Consider the following 19292-nt stretch of genomic DNA (forward strand, 5'->3'; position numbering starts at 1 on the left):
ATGGTCATGTTCGGACTCGTAACGTTGGCGGAACGAATCGTCATTCGCTGGCGTCCGCCGGTCAAGGAAGGGGGAGAGCGGCATGAAGCTTGAAGTAAATGGCGTTGACATAAGCTTCGGAACAAAGGAAGTGCTGCGCGACCTGACCTTGCGAGTGGAGGACGGAGAGTTCGTTTCGCTGATCGGACCATCAGGCAGCGGCAAAACAACGCTGTTTGGCGTTATCGGCGGGCTTAAGCAGCCGGATGCGGGCGAGATCCGCATCGAGGGCCGCATCACGACAGGCGAGCGCGGCCATGTTGCTTATATGCCGCAGCAAGCCGCCCTGCTTCCTTGGCGATCCGTCTCCGGCAATATCGAGATGGCGCTTAAGATCGCCGGCATCGACAAGGGGACGGCGAAGGCCATGACGTTGGAATGGCTCTCACGCGTGGGACTGGCGGAGTATGCGAGAGCTTATCCGCATGTGCTGTCCGGCGGAATGCAGCAGCGCGTCTCGTTTTTGCGCGCGCTTTTGTCGCCGCGTACGCTGATGCTGCTCGACGAACCCTTTGGAGCGCTTGATGCTTTAACGCGGCTTCATATGCAGAAGTGGCTCCTGTCGATCTGGGAGACGCATCGCAAGTCGGTACTGCTCGTCACGCACAGCATCGAAGAGGCGCTTTACCTTTCCGACCGGATTATCGTTCTGTCCGCATCGCCTGCAACCGCGGTAGACGAGATCGTCGTGCCGTTTGAGCGGCCGCGCCGGGAGGATCTGTGGACCGACCCCAGATTTAATGAATTGAAGGCTCGCATCTACGGACATCTGCAGGGCGACGGAAAGGCGGTGGATGATCATGTCTGATAGCTTTCCCGTTGTGGACGCTCACCTTCATGTCGACCTTTATCCCCCCGAAAAGCAGGAGGCGCTGCTGGCGGAAGCGTTTAGCCAAGGCGTGGAGACGGTCGTCGCCGTATCGATGGATCTGGCTTCCTCGATCCGAACGCGCGAGTTGGCGCTCCGCCATCGCGGGCGTGTCCATCCCGCTTATGGCTTCCATCCGGAGCAGGAGGCGCCTTCCGAGCTGGAGAGAGAGGAACTGCTGACCTGGATAAGGGAGCGGCATGCGGCGGGCGAGGCATTTGCGATTGGCGAAGTCGGCTTGCCGTATTACAAGCGGACGGAAGCCGAGGAGGCGGGTGAGCCTTTCGACGAGACGCCGTATTTGTTGCTGCTTGAGCGTTTCGTCGCCCTCGCTGCCGAGCTGGATCGCCCGATCGTGCTTCATGCCGTCTACGAGGACGCCGACAAAGCCTGTTCGCTGCTTGAGCAATACGGCGTGAGGAAGGCTCATTTTCACTGGTTCAAGGGCAGCACGGATACGATGAGACGGATGGCGGAGGCGGGGTATTACATTTCCGTTACGCCGGACATTGCTTACGAGGACGAAATCATCGAGGTCGTTCGTCGTTATCCCGTGGAGCTTATGATGGCGGAGACCGACGGACCATGGCCTTTCGAAGGCCCTTTTAGCGGGAGATCAACCGTGCCCGAGATGGCTCGGGAGTCCGTGCTCGGCATTGCAAGGGTTAAAGGGATCGCGCCCGAAGAGGCTGCGCGCGGACTGTTTTTACAAAGCATGAAATTTTATAACTTGTAAGTAGCTTTATGAACAACCTCTTATGATGACGGCTCTTCGTCCAACAGGACGGGGAGCCGTTTCCATTTGCCAAGCCGGCGCATACAAAGTTAGAGAGAGCGTAGCAGCCAAAGGAGGTAAAGCAATGGCAAAAATGACAAGAGAGCAGTTTTTTGCGGCAATTGCGCCTACGGTTCAGCTCGTATGGTCGGAAGGGTCCAGGATGTTTCCGTCGGTTCGAATGGCGCAGAGTTTGCTGGAATCCGGCGGGGAGATCCATGCCTGGAACAATCTGGGCGGAATCAAGGTCGGCGGCGGTCCTATCAATCCTTATTGGCAGGGACAGGCGGTCGTCAAAGGCACTTGGGAGTATATCGATGGCAAGACGGTAAGCATGCAGGCTGCGTTCCGGGCTTACAAAAGCCTCTATCATTTTTACAAGGATCTGGATTTGTTCCTGGAAGCTCCGCGGTACGAAAGAGTGCGATCCGCGATCACGCCGGAACGTCAGGCTTCCATGCTTTTGGCTAGCGGTTATGCGACTGACCCGGCTTACGCGACAAAGCTGATGCGAATCATTGAGCAATACGGTCTGAGAAGATTTGATCTGCCGGCTGTGCCACAGACTATGGTAAGAGGATTCGAAGACGCGTCGATCATTCCCGTTATTTGGCAGGGCGGAGTCATCGGCACGGGCTATTTAAAGGAAGGGGTAACATGGGTGCCGGCGCGAAAAATCGCCGAAGCGTTGGGAGCAATAGTGGGCTGGACGGGCACAGCGGTGACCGTCAACGGCGTGGAGCTGACTTCGAAACTGTCGATGTCGGTTGGCTACGTCAAAGCCAGAGAGCTTGCCATGCTGCTTGGCGTGCCGATCGAATGGGATCCCAGAGCGAGAGTCGTCCTGCTCGGATAACAATCGCCCTCCCCCTTAACGGCGTTCCGGCATATGCTATAGGACGTCTTACGTGAGAGAGGAGGATATCCTGTTGTATACGTATATCGTAGACCACATCCCAAGATCGACGCCGAACAATAGACGCCCCGGCTTTCCGCTGAACGCAACTACGATCACGATCCACAATACGGCCAACTCTTCCAGCACCGCAAGGAACGAAAGAAACTGGCTGACGAATCCGTCAAATTCGGCAACAGCCTCTTATCATATTGTGATCGACCAGAAGGAAGCGATCGAATGTATTCCGCTCACCGAGGTCGCCTGGCATGCGGGGGATGGCAACTCTGCAACCAGCGGCAATCGGACATCGATCTCCATCGAAATAACCGAAAGCGGCAATTATAGCGCTACGTTAGCCAATGCCGCCGCTTTAACCGCTTCCATGCTTAAAGAACGAGGCTGGGGGACGGACCGCTTGCGCCGCCATTATGACTGGAGCGGCAAAAATTGTCCGAGGAAGATGAATCAAGACGGGGACTGGGGCGGATGGGACAGCTTTGTTGCCCAGGTCAATACCTTATTGCAGGAGGAGGAAGAGGAGATGCTGGATCCGAAGGATGCCAATAACATCATCCGGTTTCTGAGCGCCGCCTACATGGCGACAACCGATCCTGAGGCGAGAGCGGAGTTTAACCGCCTTGCCAACGAGCTGCGCCGCGTGAGCGGCCAGAATCCGGAACCGGGTTGACGCGAATAGTTGAGCAAAAAGCAGCAAAGTAATGCGGCGGCAGGCCTGGGGCTTGCCGCTTCTTGTTGTGGGGGGACCTGTCGTGCACAGGCTTCTTATGGGGCTGTCGATTCGTTGTGTGAAAATCTGAAAATGAAGCTTACAGTTGCTCCAGTTCATTTCTTGCCGGACACTTGCCCGCAAACCCATGTTATTGGAATTTTCAATCGCTGGTTTTAAAATATTTGTTTCTGCGTAATAATTGTCATGCGATGATACTACTGTACTGCCCTTCATCCAAAATATGCTAATATGGATACATTGTCATTGACGGCATTCCTCTCGATATCTATTTACATCGCCTATATCCCGAAAACAACTTTGAAGGCTTTGTTCCAACAATCGTGGACTGGGTATCTCACGAGAAAGATTCGGCCTTTGTTTTAAGCAGACATCGCTCCTCAAAAGCATTCGTACGTCTGCCGCTTCTGATGTGCCCTGACGATTGCGATGTCTGGTGTACGTTGCTGATCGCAGACGTGGAAAGGGATGGGACGACAGTCTATTGGCACAGAATCGGAATCGACCAAACGACGGCTGAGGAGATAACGGCAGATTACGAGCTTATTGGTAATCGGGTGGAATGGCTGAACAAGGTAGCCGCAATGAGTTTTTCGCAAAAGAAGTACGACGCTGAGATGCAGAAGTTGTGGTGTCAGTAGAACGTATAGATAGAATAAAGGGAATACGAAAGCAGTATTGTCGTCAAACAAACCAAAGGAGGCGGGGAAGTTGGAAGTGACATGTCCATGGTGCGGAAACGAGGTTCGGCTTAGCGGGGATATTTGTCCGGAATGCAAGCATGAAGTGTTGCCCGAACATTTGGAGGAGAAAGAGAGCGGGATGTTTGGCGAAGAGGAAGCGCAAAAGGCGGACGAGCATGAGGATGTTATAAACGAAATCCACGCCATCGAAAACAACTTTGTTTGCGCCAAATGCGGACACAATGAATGTAAAGCTGCCGAAGTGGCTATGACGGGAGCGGGTCTAAGCAAGCTGTTGGATGTCCAGCATCACCATTATCTGTTCGTGTCATGTCTGCGCTGCGCTTCGGTCGAGATATATGACCCCAGCGTGCTGAGAGGCCGTCAGGCTGGCGCATTCGGAACTTTTCTGGATGTGTTGTAATTCCTGTCGGTCGCTTTCGGAGTGATCATTGTGCCGTAATATGATACACTAAGGATCGACAAGATGGATGGAAACGGAGAGAGAGAATTGGCGGCGCAAGAAACAATAATCCGAATTACGGACCAACTTCGACAAGTCGACGGCGTAAAGGCGATCGTGCTTGGCGGATCAAGGGCAAGAGGCACAGGACACGCGCTGTCCGACATCGATATTGGCATCTATTATGAAGGCGGCGAAGGGCTCGATATTGCCGGGATTCGGCGAGTTGCATCTATGCTAGACGACGAGCGGCGGGAAGATATCATTACGGAGATCGGCGAATGGGGGCCGTGGATTAACGGCGGAGGTTGGCTTAAGGTAGATGACCAGCCTGTCGATTTCCTCTATCGCGACATTGGCCAGGTATCGACTGTCTTGGAGCAATGCATCGCCGGAGATATAATGATCGAATACCAACCGGGCCATCCGCATGGTTTCGTTAATGCCGTTTATGCGGCGGAAGCGGCATTGTGCAATATTTTATGGGATCCGTATGGAGCCATCGGGACAATGAAGGCGAAGACGGTTCCATATCCAAGCAAGATGCGGGAGGGGATCGTTAGGCGGTTTTGGTGGGAAGCGGGCTTCTCGTACGAGGGAGCCGGGAAAGGGATTCACAAAAAGGATTTATCGTACGTGGCTGGACAACTTTATCGGACGATATCCTGCTTAAATCAAGTGTTGTTTGCTATTAACGAAACGTATTGGATGAACGAAAAAGGAGCGGCAGCCATCGTCGATTCCTTCCCACTCGCACCACATGCCTATGCTAAACGAGTAAATGAAGTTATTAGTCTGATTACGGAAAAACCGGCCGACTTGGACAATGCAATGGCGACAGCGGGAGATTTGATCCGCGAAACAGATGGTTGGATTCGTCGGGCTGGAGGTGCGTCATGACTTTCGGAGCTCGTATGTTGAAAACGGGAATAGCGGTCACGCTGGCGCTGTACGTCAGTATGTGGCTCGAATTTACTCCGCATGTTATCGCGGCGGTCGCGGCGATTTTCGCGCTGCAGCCGACGATCTATCGATCTTGGCGCTATTTCCTTCAGCAGGTTCAGGCGAACACGCTCGGCGCCATCATCGCGTTGCTCGCAGGCACATATTTTTCGAACGAGCCCATAGCGATTGGCTTTGTCTGCATACTTGTGATCATGATTTGCATGAAATTAAAAATGTCGGAGTCCATCGGCTTGACGCTTGTAACGGTCGTCAGCGTGATGGAGGCATCCGGCGACTGGGAGTTCGCGCTCAATCGCTTCCTGCTCAGCCTGATCGGCATCGTAGCGGCTTTCCTGGTTAATATTATATTCGTGCCGCCGGATCCAAGAGAACAATTTACGAAGCAGATCCATCGGGTATTCAACCAGCTCTCTTTGCTGCTCCGAACTGCTATATCCGACGAGATTAAGGAGAAAGTATTTCGGGAACAGAAACAGGAGCTGGCGGACGGACTGCAAGCGCTGACGGATAAGTACAAGCTGCTGGAAGAGGAGCTCAAAAAGCTGAAGCGGGTAAAGTATCGACAGACGCGGCAGGTAGTCGTCTATAAGCAATTGCTGCACAATTTGCAGAAGGGCTATGAGGTGCTCGAAACCGTACAGGAACACTATTTTCAATCAGAGCGAACCAAGGAGATCAATCGGAGATATGACCGGCATTTGGAGAGCTTGATCAAGTTTAACGAATACGTTCTACTTAAGTTCGAGGAAAAAGTCAAGCCGGAAAGCTGGAAGGCCGAATCCATCGAAGAAGAGAACAACGCGTTTATGAAGGAAGCCACGTCAGACAGCGACGACAGCAGAGAAAGCGCACACCGCCTGTTCATTGTAGCCGCATCGATCTACGAATACGGTCATCAGACGATTCGATCCGATCGTCTCGTGGAGCGCAAGGGACACGATGATGAAGAGTCGTCCGCTTTGTTGGAATAAAATTCGACTGAACGACCCGAAATAGGACGGACAAGAAGGCAGCTGTAAATTTCAGTTGCCTTTTTCTTTTTCAAATCTAGAATGCCAAGAGAGGAAGTGAGTGACATACGTAAGCTGAAATTTTCGAGACGTTTATGGTTTATTGGGCCGATTGCAGCAATAGTGGCTCTATTTCTTATGGCCACGATGGTTTATATCTACGAAAAACCTGGTGGGTTGGCCGATTGGAGATATTCGCGAGCCACGGGCTTGAAGGAAACAATAAGGATCCCCATAGGGAGGACACCGGAGGAAGCCGTACAGAAGTTTCGTGATTCTAACAAAACAGTTGTTCACAAGGAATTTTTGAACGGAGGCGCTCTGTTATTTCTTGAAGGTTTCAAAGAAAAGGGAAGAACAGGTCTACAGCTTGAATTCGTACGTGAAACATGGATTGGCGGCTGGAAATGGGAGATGGGCGGAGGTTATGGAATTTCCGTTCATCCTGATACGCATCTCTTAAATTATATGAGCATGCCCAGCAATAAAGGTATAAAAGGCCCTTTCCCAATTGTATTCGGAGAAGTTGTCAACCCAAGTGTGTCAAAAGTGAAGGTAATTATAGAAGGTGAAGGGAGCGACGAAAAAGAAGCCAAGATAGTTGACTACGGAAGGGAACAGCGATTGTGGTATGCGGTGCTTCCGAAAGCAGCCTCCACACCTTATACAATCGAAGCTTTGGATGAAAAGGGCGGGATCATTGCCAGTCAGACGTTTGAAGATCAAACGGATTCTGACAGCATTCCAAGCATGTCGGCTGCCGTTCGATAAAGAACCCATAAGGAGAAGAGAGGCTACCCTTCGATAGGGGCAGCCTCTTTCAATTTTCGAATGCGATAAGCGTTCGTCGCGGATTCACGCAGCTCCTCGAGGATGGTGTAATTGGCCCATGCGCCGGCTACCGCGCCAATACCCGGAACCATCTGGAGCATTTTCCGGAAGTCGATAGCATCGCGGTATTCCTTCTGGAACGTTTCCCAGTCCATGTTTTTGGAGTAATCGGTATCCGAATGCCATTGCAGCTTCTCCACATCCCAACGTTTGATGGAGTCCAGCAGTCTAGCTCGTTGTTCTGGCCCGGAGAACGTCAACTGAAATACCTTTAGAATGAAAACGCGTTCCGAAAAATGTTTAGTATCGTAACCATATACATGAGCTAGTTCAAACAAGTATTTCATCTTGATCGCGATTAGAGCGGGGAAATCCACAACGTTTAGAAAAATGCCGCCAGCTCCCGTGCCAGCTCCTTCGGCAACCGCGATTTTTTGGTATAACGAAAACAATTGTTGGGCGTCCTGATCGGCACGTTCCAGATCGGATGAACGTTGTACGGGTTTTTGAGGTGTATATTCAGCGCCGAACAGCGCCGTGCGCACTATCGACTTAATGGTTGTTGTAATAATATTGTGAACTTTAGGAGGAATCAGGTTGTTGATTCGAGTTCCGATCGTTTTTGATGTTTTTTCCAGCCAGCCTGGAGGTTTAAATAGCTGGCGCTCCCACTCGATAATTTCGTTGATCACTTTTTGTTCGTAATTCATGAACGATCTCTCCTTCAAAGAACATAACTCCATTGTAACGGAAATCGGCATAATTAGGAACGGACTGCAGCAGGTGGCGGAACCGGACGAAAGTCGTGGATGGTTGCAGCTTAGAATGTTATTGACAAATTAACTACTGCGTGTTAAGGCGTGCTCGAAGTACGGGCAGTGACGTAGCGGCTTTTTGCGACGATCTAATTAAAGATTCAGTGATAGTATGCCGTGGAGTTTCACCCTGATATTACATAAACAGGCAGGTTACCGCAACATACTGGTTATTATGTGCGTCTATTGTTATGGAATTTCCTGCTAATCCACATTCACAGAACACAAGAGATAATTGGAACGTCTTTTATCTTCCCAAAAATTCAGAGATGGTGGTAAAAAGGAAAATGGTGATGATAGAACAATATGGACACTAAAAAAAATATTGAAAAAATCAGCCTATTAAAAGAGAAAATGTCTGATTGGCATAAATTGAGTGATGAAGAGCTGTTTCTTGCTGTAAAAGAGTTTGAGAAAACGCCCAGGTTAGAGGTTTCCATTTATTATCAAGATTTATTTAATGATCCGAAGTTTTCTCAAACCCTTCTTGATATCTATAATAAGCATAAGGATGTTACTAAACTTGTAGTTCTACTTGTTTCAGCAATTGGGAATATGATTCAGAGATATGATCTTCCGGAAACTAAGGAAATTTACGAATTCATGCTGGAAAATTCAGATAAAAGCAACTTAGGACCTTATGTCGCGTTATTTTTGCCTAGATTTAAACATTTCGAAAGTTATGATAAAAAATGGGAATATTTTATGAATATTAAAAAAATGTCACCCAAAAAAGTAGCCGAAAGTTCTTTTGAAACGATAATGGATTTGTACTTAGAAAAAATTCCGGAAACATATAAAAATGAGGTCATCGAATATTTTAATAAAAAAGTAGAAAAGTCTAACAATGAATACGGTAAACAATATTATCGGGATATCATTATTAAAATCATGAGTTAAATAGGGCCGGTTTAAACTAGCTTGGACCGATTACTGGAAGGAGTAGGACAGATGAATATTACCCACGATTTTATTGATGAACAGTTCCGGTCGTTCCTATTGGAAACGTATTGCGGCGGCCGGGATTCGATTCAAACAAGTGATGTGGAAGGGATTGTCGAACTACAAATCTCGCACAAAGACATCGCAAGCCTGAACGGACTGGAGCATTTTACGTCGCTGGAGGTCCTGAATTGCGCATACAATAAGTTGACTGAGCTGGACATTTGCAGCAACACAAGTTTGGTGGACTTGGAATGCAACGGCAACGAGTTATATGCGCTCAATACTAGCCACAATTCCGCGTTAAAGCGGCTACACTGCAATTCTAATGCGATTTTGGCGTTAGAACTGTCGGCGAATGCAGCGCTGGAATCATTGGATTGCGGATTCAACCGGATCCGCAATCTGGACGTGAGCCACAACCCTATGCTGACGGAGTTGGTTTGTTACTGGAACATCTTGTCCAAGCTTGAATTGGAGCGCAATCCGCTGCTGCGCCATCTGCAGTGCGGCTATAACGCCTTGTTTACCTTGGAGTTGGACCATCACTCGATGCTGGAGAAGCTGGACTGCGGCAGCAACCATTTGATCCAACTGCGGGTGACGAACTGTGAAAATTTACTGGAACTGCGGTGCAACGGTAATCATTTGACCGAATTGGACATCAGCGGAAATCTGAGGCTGAAAAGCTTGCGCTGTTTTCAAAACCATCTGTCTAAGCTGGAACTGAACCACCCTGAGCTGGTCGAAGTGTATTGCTCGGATAACAAGATTGCGGTACTTGACACAAGCGAGGCTCCAAAGCTCGAACGGCTGGATTACGCCAACAACCTGATTCAGGAACCGGACCATACCGTAAAAGGATTCGGGACATTTACCTATGATGTGTCGATGTCAGACTACAAGTTGACACTGCCGTTTCATGGAACCGACATTCACGTTACAGTAGCAGTGCGCACAAAGGCAGAAATGAAACGGCTGTCACCGGTCATAAAGAAAACGTGGGACAACATGGCGACGATGCATGATCAGGCATTGACACTCATTGCAAATACTCATCCCGATGAGGATGTCAGCACTCTAGCGTTGTCTGAGCTGGTGTTCGAGGAACTTGGTACCATTCGATTTGGTTACGATGCAGGGGAAACGCCGGCAGGACAGCTGTTCATCTACGCTGTCTTTCGGAAAACATTTCAACTCGACGACACACTTGTGTATGAAACATATTGATGGGTGATACAAATGAGTCCGTTAACTAACGGGCATTATAGTTCAATAAACAACCAGAACGAAGCTGCCGGTATGGATCGGCAGCCTCGTTGTGCGAAAGGGCAGGTTAATCGAATAAATAAGAAGGATTTTTTCGGTAGAAAACAAAAGGAAAAGTGTGAATTATTATTATTCCAATCAAAGGAGAACTCCATATGTCATCAAAGCTTATGAGAGTAGGTACTATATATTTACCGGTATCAAATCCAAAATTGTCTGCTGAGTGGTTTTGTAATCATTTAGGGGCTGAATTGAGTTATATGGATGAAGGGAATAACCATGTAATTCTTAATCTGGCTCAACAAAGTTTTATTTTGATACAAAGTGAGAAAGGTACTCTTGCTAATTTTAATACAATAAATGACGGCCTCATGTTTCCGTTTACATTTGAAGTTAACGGCATTGATGCGTTAATACAACTACACGAAGAATTACAAGACAAGGGAGTAACAGTTGGAGAGATTGAAGACAGAGGGCACACCGGAAGGAACTTTATTATTACAGACCTGGATGGTAATAAATATGATGTTTGGAGCGAGTTGTCTGTAGACTTTAAAGAAAAATACAATATTACTTGACTCAAGTAACGGATACCGAGAGTTTAATGAAGACACCGCAGACAGGGGGGAACTAATATTACACGCAGTTAGAGTCGGAACGTTTTAAATTGGCGACAAAAGCGTTGGATGATTTTCTTGTATTCCTAAACAAGAACGATTGAGCTAAAGGGAACTTTAGTTTAATGAAACAGCTGCAGCCTAAGACTTTATTTTCGGCATTAACATATATGGATCAAGTTCGAAGGTGAGCCGAAGGGGCGTTGAGGATGATGAAAAAGATGTTCTCGAACCCGTGCAACCACAGACTCTATGGTAAAGCCAGGATTACAAGATTTACGTAGAACAGCTACGTCTATACAGTCAAGCCGCTCAATCAGATCCAAAGCTTTTGTTTGAGTGGGATGAAGCGCATCCCGCTCAGGCATGGGTGAATGGCGAATACGTGCTGGTAGGCGTGCAGCTCCAAGAGCGGGCTGATGAAGACAACTTTGTGGAACAAGGCAGCGTAGGCAATTGGATTGTAGCTAAGGGCGGTGAACAGGCTGCTTTGCTGCATGACAGCGAGAGATCGTTTAGTCCGCAGCTTGGTCCAAAGGATTTGCTTCGAATGGCAATAGTCGTTGAGCCCAGCTTTTTTATGACTACGTTTAAAGTTTCGGATGCCGATCGTTGGATTTCTTATGTCTTTAATCCGGCAAGATCAGAGTGGAGCACTGTCGAGAGAGGGCAGCTTGATCAGTTGGAGCCTGACGACATGAACAAAGAGTCGGAGGCAGTCGTGTGCTGCACGCTTACGAAACATTCGAGCTTGACGAAGGGCGCGCGGTGTTCGCTTATCAGGACGGCATCGATAGTCTTGTTTATACGAGCACTCCGGTGGACAGATTTGTGCGTTATCCGAATATGAGGCTGGAAGAGGTGAAACCAATGGAGGGGCAGCGAGAAGAGGGGTTCTGGCGGGCCGCTTTAGGAGTACGGACGGATCGGCGCGACTGATCTTCGTTGGTGCGGATACATCCTTTGAAGTTCCATCGACGTTCTGGGAACGGGAATGGCGTTATTTTGCTTATGAAGCCAATGCGTTTGCTCATGTCGGTACCCATCGTTTGGAGGTGCTGCAGTATCCGGATCTTTCGCTGACGGAGATGAATCATGCAGAACCGATGAAGCCAAAGCAGCTTTTTTTTGATACGGGTCAAGCAAAATTGCTAGCAGATGATTTCTCGGGATTACATACGAGCTGGATGGTGTGAAACGTAAGCTGGCTTGGTTTGATCTGCTCCATGCGGAATCGGACAATTTGCAGGACCTGTGGCTGACTGAGCTTCAGAATGTCGAGTTCGTAGAAAATACGGAGCGTCCCCACTATGAAGAGGACTTCCGCACAGCAACTGTACCGGTCTTGCATGATATAAAAACCAATACGAACGAAAAAGTACCGCAGGAGCTAATAGACGCGCTGCAAGAGAAGCATCCCGACAGCGATTACGGCTCCGGAAAAACCTATCGTAAAATAGGCGGCAGCTGGTATGTGCTTCTTGACCGGCATTTTTTGAAATACGAAGCAGGCGTGCTGACGGAATTAGGCGAGATGCCCGTATCCGTTTCAATATCGATTTCCGAAGGTTTCGGAGGGAATACGGCAAGAGACTTCATCCGCCAGGATGAAGCATGGATTGTAGCCGATACAGAAGGCTCGCGTATTCTAAAGCTCAATGATGAGCTGGAAATCGTAGACGAGGTGGCCGTTTCGACCCCATATAAGCTAACTGCGAGCAATGGAGGCTTGTATGTAGACTCACTAGGCAGAACTCTGCGAGTGAATGAAGATTGGACCGAAGTGACCGAAACGCCATCTTCATTTTCGTCTACGACTAATGTGGAGAAAGCGAGTTTAAGGTTGCGGTTAGGCGACTATCAGGAGGACAGTGAGACTGGACTGACATGGTACTATGTCGATGGCCGTATATACCAGCACCACATTGACAATCAAACTTATCGTTCCTTTTTCGTTGGTTACAACGAGAACTACCCTGGCAGCTCGCATCTCATCCAGATGGAGCAGGAAATGCTGGTATTGATGGATCGGCGTGTGGATCGTTTTGACAGCGAAGGAAACTGGCTAGGCAGAATCGAATTTCCGCGTTCCAGACCGGACGGAATCTACGATTCGACCTCTGGCGGCGAAAATACCTATGTGCTGGATGATGAGAATCAAATGCTGTATCTCGTGCAAGGCTACCGTATCCTGGCGATCGATTTGCAAGCAGGACAACATACAGAGGTGTTCCGCCAAAACTACGGAGATATCGGCAAGCTGCATCGATTTAACGATGAGCTATATTTCTTGTTCCACAGTTACTACGGCAACCGGTACGACGTTTATCAGAACGGTGAAGCGGCTAGAGAAAAGTTTCACACGGAAGTCGTAAAGCTGGGTTTGGACGGTAGCTCTGTCCAACGCTTTTATGTCGACACATTTTTTGACACCATGATGCTGCAAGAAGGCACCACCGAACAACCAACATTCGTGCTGACAAGCTACAAATATCAGTAACACAATGGAAACGACAAAAGGCCTGTGCAAACGATTTTTATTGGTTTTCTAATCATCCTCTACTGCTCAGCCTTGCTATCCTGATATGCTCATGCGATCGGTAGACTGTTCGTTGAAGTAACAGAGTTTAGTTGAACAAGATAAGTGGAGGTTTTATGTCGCATTTGATCCAAACTGTACAACAAAATAAGGTGGATGTTCAAATGGATATTGTTTTTACAGAAATATGATAGTCCTTAAGCAGACATTTGTGAATAAATGCCTGCTGTGGTCACGTGTAATGAATGCTAAATAATCTTTATTTAAGCAATTAACCGAGGTTACGAAAGTGGTTTCATAACAAAGTATTCTAACTAATCTACGAATTGTTGCTAGATGAGCTTGATCCTTCATTACTTGAAGAAGAATCGCTCACTTGTGAACTAGAGTTGTTGCCGTTTTGATTATTTTGTTGCTGAGCCTCTTCAGAGATTTGTACATTGTCTCCATGCTCGTTAAATTGCTTAACTTGTTTATTGTCTTGTTTTACTTCAACTTTGTTTATGCTCACAATTAACTTTTGATCACGTTCTCCTTCCAATTTGTTTTGTAAAGCAAGCAGTGCCTCTCTTTTTTCTGCTGGTGAACGATCACTCTCTTTGATTTTTAAAAGCTGATTTAGTGTTGAGTTTGAACCTTGTGTTGAAGCGCTAGGACTTAGAAATGAAACCATTGTTGCACCTTCTTTCTAAAATAGAATGAACCCCTTAGTTATTATCGGTAAAATTTTCTATTTATTTAAGGTTACTAAAGGAAACAAAGCTATTGTGCCATAATACGACGATTAAAGGAAAGAGAGGACATGGGCATGCTATTCCATGCTTGCCCAAAATGTGGATTCGCTACAGTGGCACAAGGGCAGTTCTGTAGCGTTAAATGTGCTACAAGCTGATGAACAGTTCGACGATAACGGATTTGATCCATATTGAGAGGGGAATGAAAAAACCGCCTCTTTCATAAGGCGGTGAATTGAACTATCGTCTCCCGTTAGGATCCAACTACTTTATTCCATAAGGATAAGTCTTAAATTCGTCAGTAGGTAGAAATGGCATTACGATATCGTAAAAAATGCTATTCCCTTTGACTTCGAGCCCATTGATAAAGACGCTGCTATCTTTGCCCCACATGGCAACATCGAGTATCTTATCTTTTTTCTCAATTTCAAAAAAATAATACAATCGAGCATTTACGCGAGATTTGATTTTTACTGGTATCAAATCAACTTTGGTTATTTGCTCAAATAAGTCCATATGCTCTTCTAAGTCGCTACCGCTAATGACAATGTTCTTAACGTCATCAAAGTTAATCAAATCATCAACACTTAAAGGAGCACGAGTAAGAATTGAAGGGCTAATAAAGTATATTGTTAAACTAAGGTCATCGAAATTCTTCTGTTCAATTAATTTCGATAAGTTATTAAAGCCTTTTTCTGAATTCATATCGTTTCCTTCACAACTAGATAGAATAGTGAGTGCAATTAATATAAATACTAGATATTTTAAAATTTTGTTTTTTTTTGAGTTCATCCTAGTTCCTCCAATCAATCATTTTTTTAATAGCTCACATCATTCCATCTATACAACTTCACGTAAAGTGGAAAGTTCGTCTACATTTGTATCATTAATTGAAGCACTTATTCCCTGACTTACACACTCTAGATTCCATAAAAAAGTTTCTGACAACATCATGAACGTTAACTCGAATGATAATGTTTCCAGTCTTCATTAACATTAACCTGCCCTTAGCTAAATGATTTTTTTATCGAGAGTCATTGTGATTGTTGCACAATTCGACGATAATGTGACGCACTTATTTTAGTTTTTGTACTGGCAGCTATCGATAGTTAAACTAACGGGAGACGATTGTTGAATGAAGGACCCTATACAAACAAATGAAGGAGCAGCCGCGGCAGCTCCTTTTTACAATTTCATAAAATAAGAAATTTTGTACATATGTCTGAGATTTTCAGTGCGGAGATTGCCAGAAGAAGAATTCGTAGGATAACCAATCTCTCTAATCAGGCAAGGAGGGAAGCGAAGGCGACTGAATATGGGTCTCGCGTCCGACGCACGGTCGATCCTATTGACGAATTGTTGGATGAACCTCACTGTGATGTTAATTCGTGCTTGTTCTAGATAGGCGGGGGAAATACGCTTTCATTTTTATATTCATAAAGAGAACGTTATGATATATTATTATTCGAAATGAATAATAATATACATTTGGATAGATGATGAATGAGGAGGCATTTATGAAAAGGCTGCGATCAAAGGTTCAATATTTGCTCATTACAGGTATGCTTGCGCTGCTGTTCATTCCCCTGTCATCCTATGCGGCGGAACAGAGTGCCGCTAGCGAAAGTGGTTTAACGGAGGCGACTAATGGGATGGGAATAACGGTGACATCTCCTGCTAACGGTACTATAGTGGGAAATCAGCTATACATAGGACTTAAAGTATCTTATACAACATTCCAAATTGCAAAAGTGACGGCACAGATTGATGACGTTACTATGAATTTCGTTTCATGCGGTGTAAATTATACCTGTTGGAAGGGAACAATGGATATTTCTTCTTTACCCAAAGGGGAAAAGTCAGTATTGATTACCGCTTGGGATTCCAATGGAGGTTCAGTTAGCAAGACTATCGATATCATCTACGATGAGAAGCCGCTTCTTCAGGTACAGCAGCTTGCATCAGACTTTACCGGTCACACCCCGAAACTCCGTGTTCAGGCAACCTGTTCGGATGATGATCCTAACGGTTGTACACTAGAGATATCTTATGGCAGCGAAAAAATAACTCGAGTAAACAGCATCGATCAGCATGTAGATTTGGGCGAGTATATAGAGCAGGGACTTGATATTTCATTAACGGCCGTAGATTCTAGAGGTCAAACCGCTAGTCAGAGCTTCACGCTTTGGCCGGAACACAGCGAGTGGCTTCGCCTGGTCGATACAGTGGACGGCGATATTCTGGATGTCAGCACGGAAAAAATATTATTTGATAATCGTCAAAAAAGGCAGCTGGGTATCAAAGACCGAAAATCCGGTGAAATCATTACCGTTCCTTATGATCTCCCTGTAAACGATGTATTTAAATACGGCTTTTTGACTCCTCACGGCGCTGTTATGGCTCTTCAATTAGATAAAGGGAAAATGGATGCCCCATCCGCCCTTTATGAATGGAGAGACGGTAAGCTCAATTCTTTAGGGTATTTTCCCTCCAGTTCCGCTTGTGAAAATGAATATCTTCTTTGCAGCATACACGATGTACCCGTAAACCAAAACTATGCACTCTATGGAAAAAATGGTGATCTTATTTTTCGAAATTTGGTAACGGGAACAAACGAAATTATTCCAATTCCACCGGAAGAATTTATCGTCAACAGATTTTTTCTTATTGGAAATGAGGTCTATTTTGAAACTTACAGCAGGAATTGGGAAAATCCTGGAGGGAGCTACAAATACGACAAGGGCACTATTACTCCATTGGATGATTTCACCTCCGAAACCCTCTTATCAACTATATCAGATGGCCATTATAGCTTGTTTTGCAAAACCACTAGCTATGATTCACCGTGTTCTTTGGTGCTTCGCGGACCCGATGGCGATCAGGTCATAGGTGACGAGGTATGGTCGAGCGTAAGAGGAATGGACTACCAATTAAATCAAGGCTGGGTAGCTTATAATCGTCCAACAGTTAGCGGACACGAGCCGCTATGGCTTCGCGCTCCTGACGGTCAAGAGCAGCAGGTTGCACATTTCAGTACAAGTTACCCCTATATAATCGCTTACTTAGCCGAAAATGGTGACGTCGCTTTTTATAACGATAATAAGCTGTTTTTTCGTAAATATAAGGCTGACGGAATAAGCGATCCTGTAGAAATCGGAACATCCGAACTGCGGCTGATACGGCTAGACGGGCAAGAATATGGCACGATTGACAATACGTTATTTGCGTTAAAAAAAGAAACGACGGCACCGACGATCGGCAGTGTGCAGCCTTCGGATGACGAGACGGTAACCGTGAATAATCCGGTCTTATCCGCTGTCATTTTGGATCCCGATTCGGGGACGGATCCCTTTTCGTTGATTGTCAAAGTCGACGATCAAATTCTGGAATCCAGCTATGACGTGGAGTCGATGACCGTGACCGCGCCAGCCTCCGGATTGCAGGATGGCACCCATTCCCTTCTGATCCGTGCTACGGATAAAGAAGGAAATATAGCAGTGCATTCCGGCAGCTTCTCTGTCAAGAAATCTGTATGGCCAGAAGGAAGCAGTTTGAAGGCAGAGGATGTCGGGCGGAATTCACTTGCCTTATCCTGGTCGGCCGCCCGGGAGAGCAATGGTTACCGGATATACAGGAACGAGGAACTCATAGATACGGTGAACGAAAACGTTCATTCGTATGATGTAACGGTGCTGGAGCCGGATACCAGATACATCTTCAAGGTGGAGTCAGGGCTGCCGGACGGCAATTGGTCGAAGGATGGACCGTCTTTGTTGGTGAGGACTTCTAGTCCATTCTTAGAATGGCTTAACAAGCTTCATGCCGCCCTCGTTGCCGGCGATTCAGCGGACATACAGGACGTAAGAAATCTCCTCGATGAAATCGCGGAGCTGGACGATTCGACCGATCTGTCGTTGATCGATCCCTTATGGTACAAAATCAGCGCCAAGCTGCCGGCATCAGTTGACCAGGCCGAGCTAAAGATCAGCCTGTTCCGAATCGTCAAGGCTATGGGTTCGTTACGTTACGATCCACAGTTGTCCGATTTGGAAGCCATTCGGACGAATCCGGAATTCATAGCGGCACTAGAGACGATTGCAGCGGCCGGAGGCCAACCGAATTTATCGATGGACGATTTCCTTATCCTGCTTTTTGGAGATGGAAGAAATGCAGGAGGGATAGAAGGAGCAGTCCGCAATATACTGAAGGATATGAAACCGAAGGAACTTGCGACACTGCTCGTCAATAAGGATCGAATGAATGTGGTCTTAAGTAAAGCGCTGGCTGAAGTATTGGAGGATAAAAATACGTATGCGCTCAGCGCGATGCTCTACAAACTTAATGTTAAGCCTGAAGACATAAGGTCGTCGCTGTATAACTTCCAGGTAAAGCTGAAATATGATGTGCCGGCCATTAACGCGTTAATCGTTGCTTTTATCCGTTCTGAAGCGGATGTGGAAGTCAAAATAACGGCGAACGGCAAGAAGCACGAATACAGGCTCAAGGTTCTCGATATCGAGCTTCCTTCCAGTATTGTGAGATGGACAAAAGTATCCGGGAGCGACGATGTGAACGTGAAATTGAACGGAAATGTTTCCATTTCGAATCATGCTGCAAGCAGTACAGCAGTCATACAAGCGTCGCTGTTTAATCCATACGGCGGGAAAGCGAAAGTCATCTTCCAAAAAGAAGTAACGCTGATAAATGTCGACTGAATGGCAAAGGAGATTAAGGCTGAACATATCAATGAGTGGCGGTGCAAAAAACAATTTTGGAGAATTGTCGTTCCGTAAAGGCTAGACGTTCAAAATTTCTGTCGTTTAGAAAATTGGTGGGCTAATGGTCTTGAGCGATTCTAACGGAAGACTTTAGTTTTATGATCCAGGAGCAGTTTGCCGCCGCGGCAGTTGCTCCTTATTCCTGTAATAAAGCATTTGAAAAACCGCAGGCTCTGTGCTATCATTTAGCCATTATAAAAAAAGCGATGAAGAGAAAAAAATACGAAGGCTCTTATGCCCAGAGAGCAAAGGGAACGCTGAAACCTTTGCCATAAACCCTTTGTATGATGTCGTCTCGGAGCTTTTGATTGAAAGTC

The 19292-nt window shown here is 46.7% G+C and carries 19 protein-coding genes; 16 read left to right on the forward strand and 3 right to left on the reverse strand.

The annotated features are described in order from the left end of the window. The first annotated feature begins 82 nt into the window (after positions 1 to 82). The 9 genes from PAT3040_RS19695 to PAT3040_RS19735 all read left to right on the forward strand — a co-directional run bounded on the left by PAT3040_RS19695 (position 83) and on the right by PAT3040_RS19735 (position 7221). Complete coding sequence (locus PAT3040_RS19695; RefSeq protein ID WP_108994067.1) at positions 83 to 847, forward strand: ABC transporter ATP-binding protein; 765 nt, start codon at positions 83 to 85, stop codon at positions 845 to 847. Then, on the forward strand, positions 840 to 1643 hold the full coding sequence (locus PAT3040_RS19700; protein ID WP_181376732.1) for a TatD family hydrolase: 804 nt from the start codon (positions 840 to 842) through the stop codon (positions 1641 to 1643). The genes PAT3040_RS19695 and PAT3040_RS19700 overlap by 8 nt, the downstream gene beginning before the upstream one ends. A 124-nt stretch (positions 1644 to 1767) precedes the next feature. After that, positions 1768 to 2538, forward strand: a complete 771-nt coding sequence (locus PAT3040_RS19705) for a glucosaminidase domain-containing protein (RefSeq protein ID WP_108994068.1) — start codon at positions 1768 to 1770, stop codon at positions 2536 to 2538. Positions 2539 to 2590: 52 nt separating this feature from the next. Next, positions 2591 to 3268 carry a peptidoglycan recognition protein family protein gene (locus tag PAT3040_RS19710; protein ID WP_258235069.1) on the forward strand — a complete coding sequence of 226 codons (678 nt, stop codon included), beginning with the start codon at positions 2591 to 2593 and terminating at the stop codon, positions 3266 to 3268. Positions 3269 to 3277: 9 nt separating this feature from the next. Continuing rightward, positions 3278 to 3487: a hypothetical protein gene (locus PAT3040_RS36425; RefSeq protein WP_146200479.1), complete on the forward strand. Its 210-nt coding sequence runs from the start codon at positions 3278 to 3280 to the stop codon at positions 3485 to 3487. Positions 3488 to 4045: 558 nt separating this feature from the next. Continuing rightward, complete coding sequence (locus tag PAT3040_RS19720; protein ID WP_258235071.1) at positions 4046 to 4435, forward strand: zinc ribbon domain-containing protein; 390 nt, start codon at positions 4046 to 4048, stop codon at positions 4433 to 4435. 63 nt (positions 4436 to 4498) lie between these two features. Beyond that, the gene (locus PAT3040_RS19725; RefSeq protein WP_258235070.1) at positions 4499 to 5374 is read left to right on the forward strand and encodes a nucleotidyltransferase domain-containing protein; all 876 of its coding nucleotides are present in this window, start codon (positions 4499 to 4501) and stop codon (positions 5372 to 5374) included. Beyond that, positions 5371 to 6411 carry an FUSC family protein gene (locus tag PAT3040_RS19730; RefSeq protein WP_108994070.1) on the forward strand — a complete coding sequence of 347 codons (1041 nt, stop codon included), beginning with the start codon at positions 5371 to 5373 and terminating at the stop codon, positions 6409 to 6411. Before PAT3040_RS19725 ends, PAT3040_RS19730 begins: the two co-directional genes overlap by 4 nt. Positions 6412 to 6507: 96 nt before the next feature. Beyond that, positions 6508 to 7221 (forward strand): hypothetical protein, encoded by a 714-nt coding sequence (locus PAT3040_RS19735; RefSeq protein WP_108994071.1) that lies wholly within the window; start codon positions 6508 to 6510, stop codon positions 7219 to 7221. 23 nt (positions 7222 to 7244) lie between these two features. Here PAT3040_RS19735 and PAT3040_RS19740 read toward each other — a convergent pair whose 3' ends face one another. After that, a complete protein-coding gene (locus PAT3040_RS19740; RefSeq protein WP_108994072.1) occupies positions 7245 to 7991 on the reverse strand; it encodes an EcsC family protein in 747 nt (248 codons plus the stop codon). Between the two features lie 411 nt (positions 7992 to 8402). Here PAT3040_RS19740 and PAT3040_RS19745 point away from each other — a divergent pair, with 411 nt between their 5' ends. The 5 genes from PAT3040_RS19745 to PAT3040_RS19765 all read left to right on the forward strand — a co-directional run bounded on the left by PAT3040_RS19745 (position 8403) and on the right by PAT3040_RS19765 (position 13424). Further along, positions 8403 to 8996, forward strand: coding sequence for a hypothetical protein (locus PAT3040_RS19745; protein WP_108994073.1), 594 nt, complete (start codon positions 8403 to 8405; stop codon positions 8994 to 8996). Positions 8997 to 9047: 51 nt separating this feature from the next. Continuing rightward, positions 9048 to 10268 (forward strand): leucine-rich repeat domain-containing protein, encoded by a 1221-nt coding sequence (locus PAT3040_RS19750; protein WP_108994074.1) that lies wholly within the window; start codon positions 9048 to 9050, stop codon positions 10266 to 10268. Positions 10269 to 10462: 194 nt separating this feature from the next. Next, on the forward strand, positions 10463 to 10885 hold the full coding sequence (locus tag PAT3040_RS19755; RefSeq protein WP_108994075.1) for a VOC family protein: 423 nt from the start codon (positions 10463 to 10465) through the stop codon (positions 10883 to 10885). 370 nt (positions 10886 to 11255) lie between these two features. Then, complete coding sequence (locus tag PAT3040_RS36430) at positions 11256 to 11774, forward strand: hypothetical protein (RefSeq protein ID WP_146200480.1); 519 nt, start codon at positions 11256 to 11258, stop codon at positions 11772 to 11774. A 342-nt stretch (positions 11775 to 12116) separates the two neighbouring features. Continuing rightward, entirely contained in the window at positions 12117 to 13424 is a 1308-nt protein-coding gene (locus tag PAT3040_RS19765; RefSeq protein WP_108994077.1) for a hypothetical protein, read from the forward strand. 358 nt (positions 13425 to 13782) lie between these two features. On the opposite strand, the gene PAT3040_RS19770 is transcribed toward PAT3040_RS19765, so the two are convergent. After that, entirely contained in the window at positions 13783 to 14136 is a 354-nt protein-coding gene (locus PAT3040_RS19770) for a hypothetical protein (RefSeq protein WP_108994078.1), read from the reverse strand. A gap of 325 nt (positions 14137 to 14461) precedes the next feature. Further along, on the reverse strand, positions 14462 to 14989 hold the full coding sequence (locus PAT3040_RS19775) for a hypothetical protein (RefSeq protein ID WP_108994079.1): 528 nt from the start codon (positions 14987 to 14989) through the stop codon (positions 14462 to 14464). A gap of 725 nt (positions 14990 to 15714) precedes the next feature. Between PAT3040_RS19775 and PAT3040_RS37220 the strand changes: the two genes are divergently transcribed. After that, on the forward strand, positions 15715 to 18912 hold the full coding sequence (locus PAT3040_RS37220; protein WP_108994080.1) for a fibronectin type III domain-containing protein: 3198 nt from the start codon (positions 15715 to 15717) through the stop codon (positions 18910 to 18912). Positions 18913 to 19073: 161 nt separating this feature from the next. Further along, complete coding sequence (locus PAT3040_RS37225) at positions 19074 to 19250, forward strand: hypothetical protein (protein ID WP_181376733.1); 177 nt, start codon at positions 19074 to 19076, stop codon at positions 19248 to 19250. Positions 19251 to 19292 lie beyond the last annotated feature (42 nt).

The sequence above is a fragment of the Paenibacillus agaridevorans genome (genome assembly GCF_003112455.1).
Classification (GTDB): Bacteria; Bacillota; Bacilli; order Paenibacillales; family Paenibacillaceae; genus Pristimantibacillus; species Pristimantibacillus agaridevorans.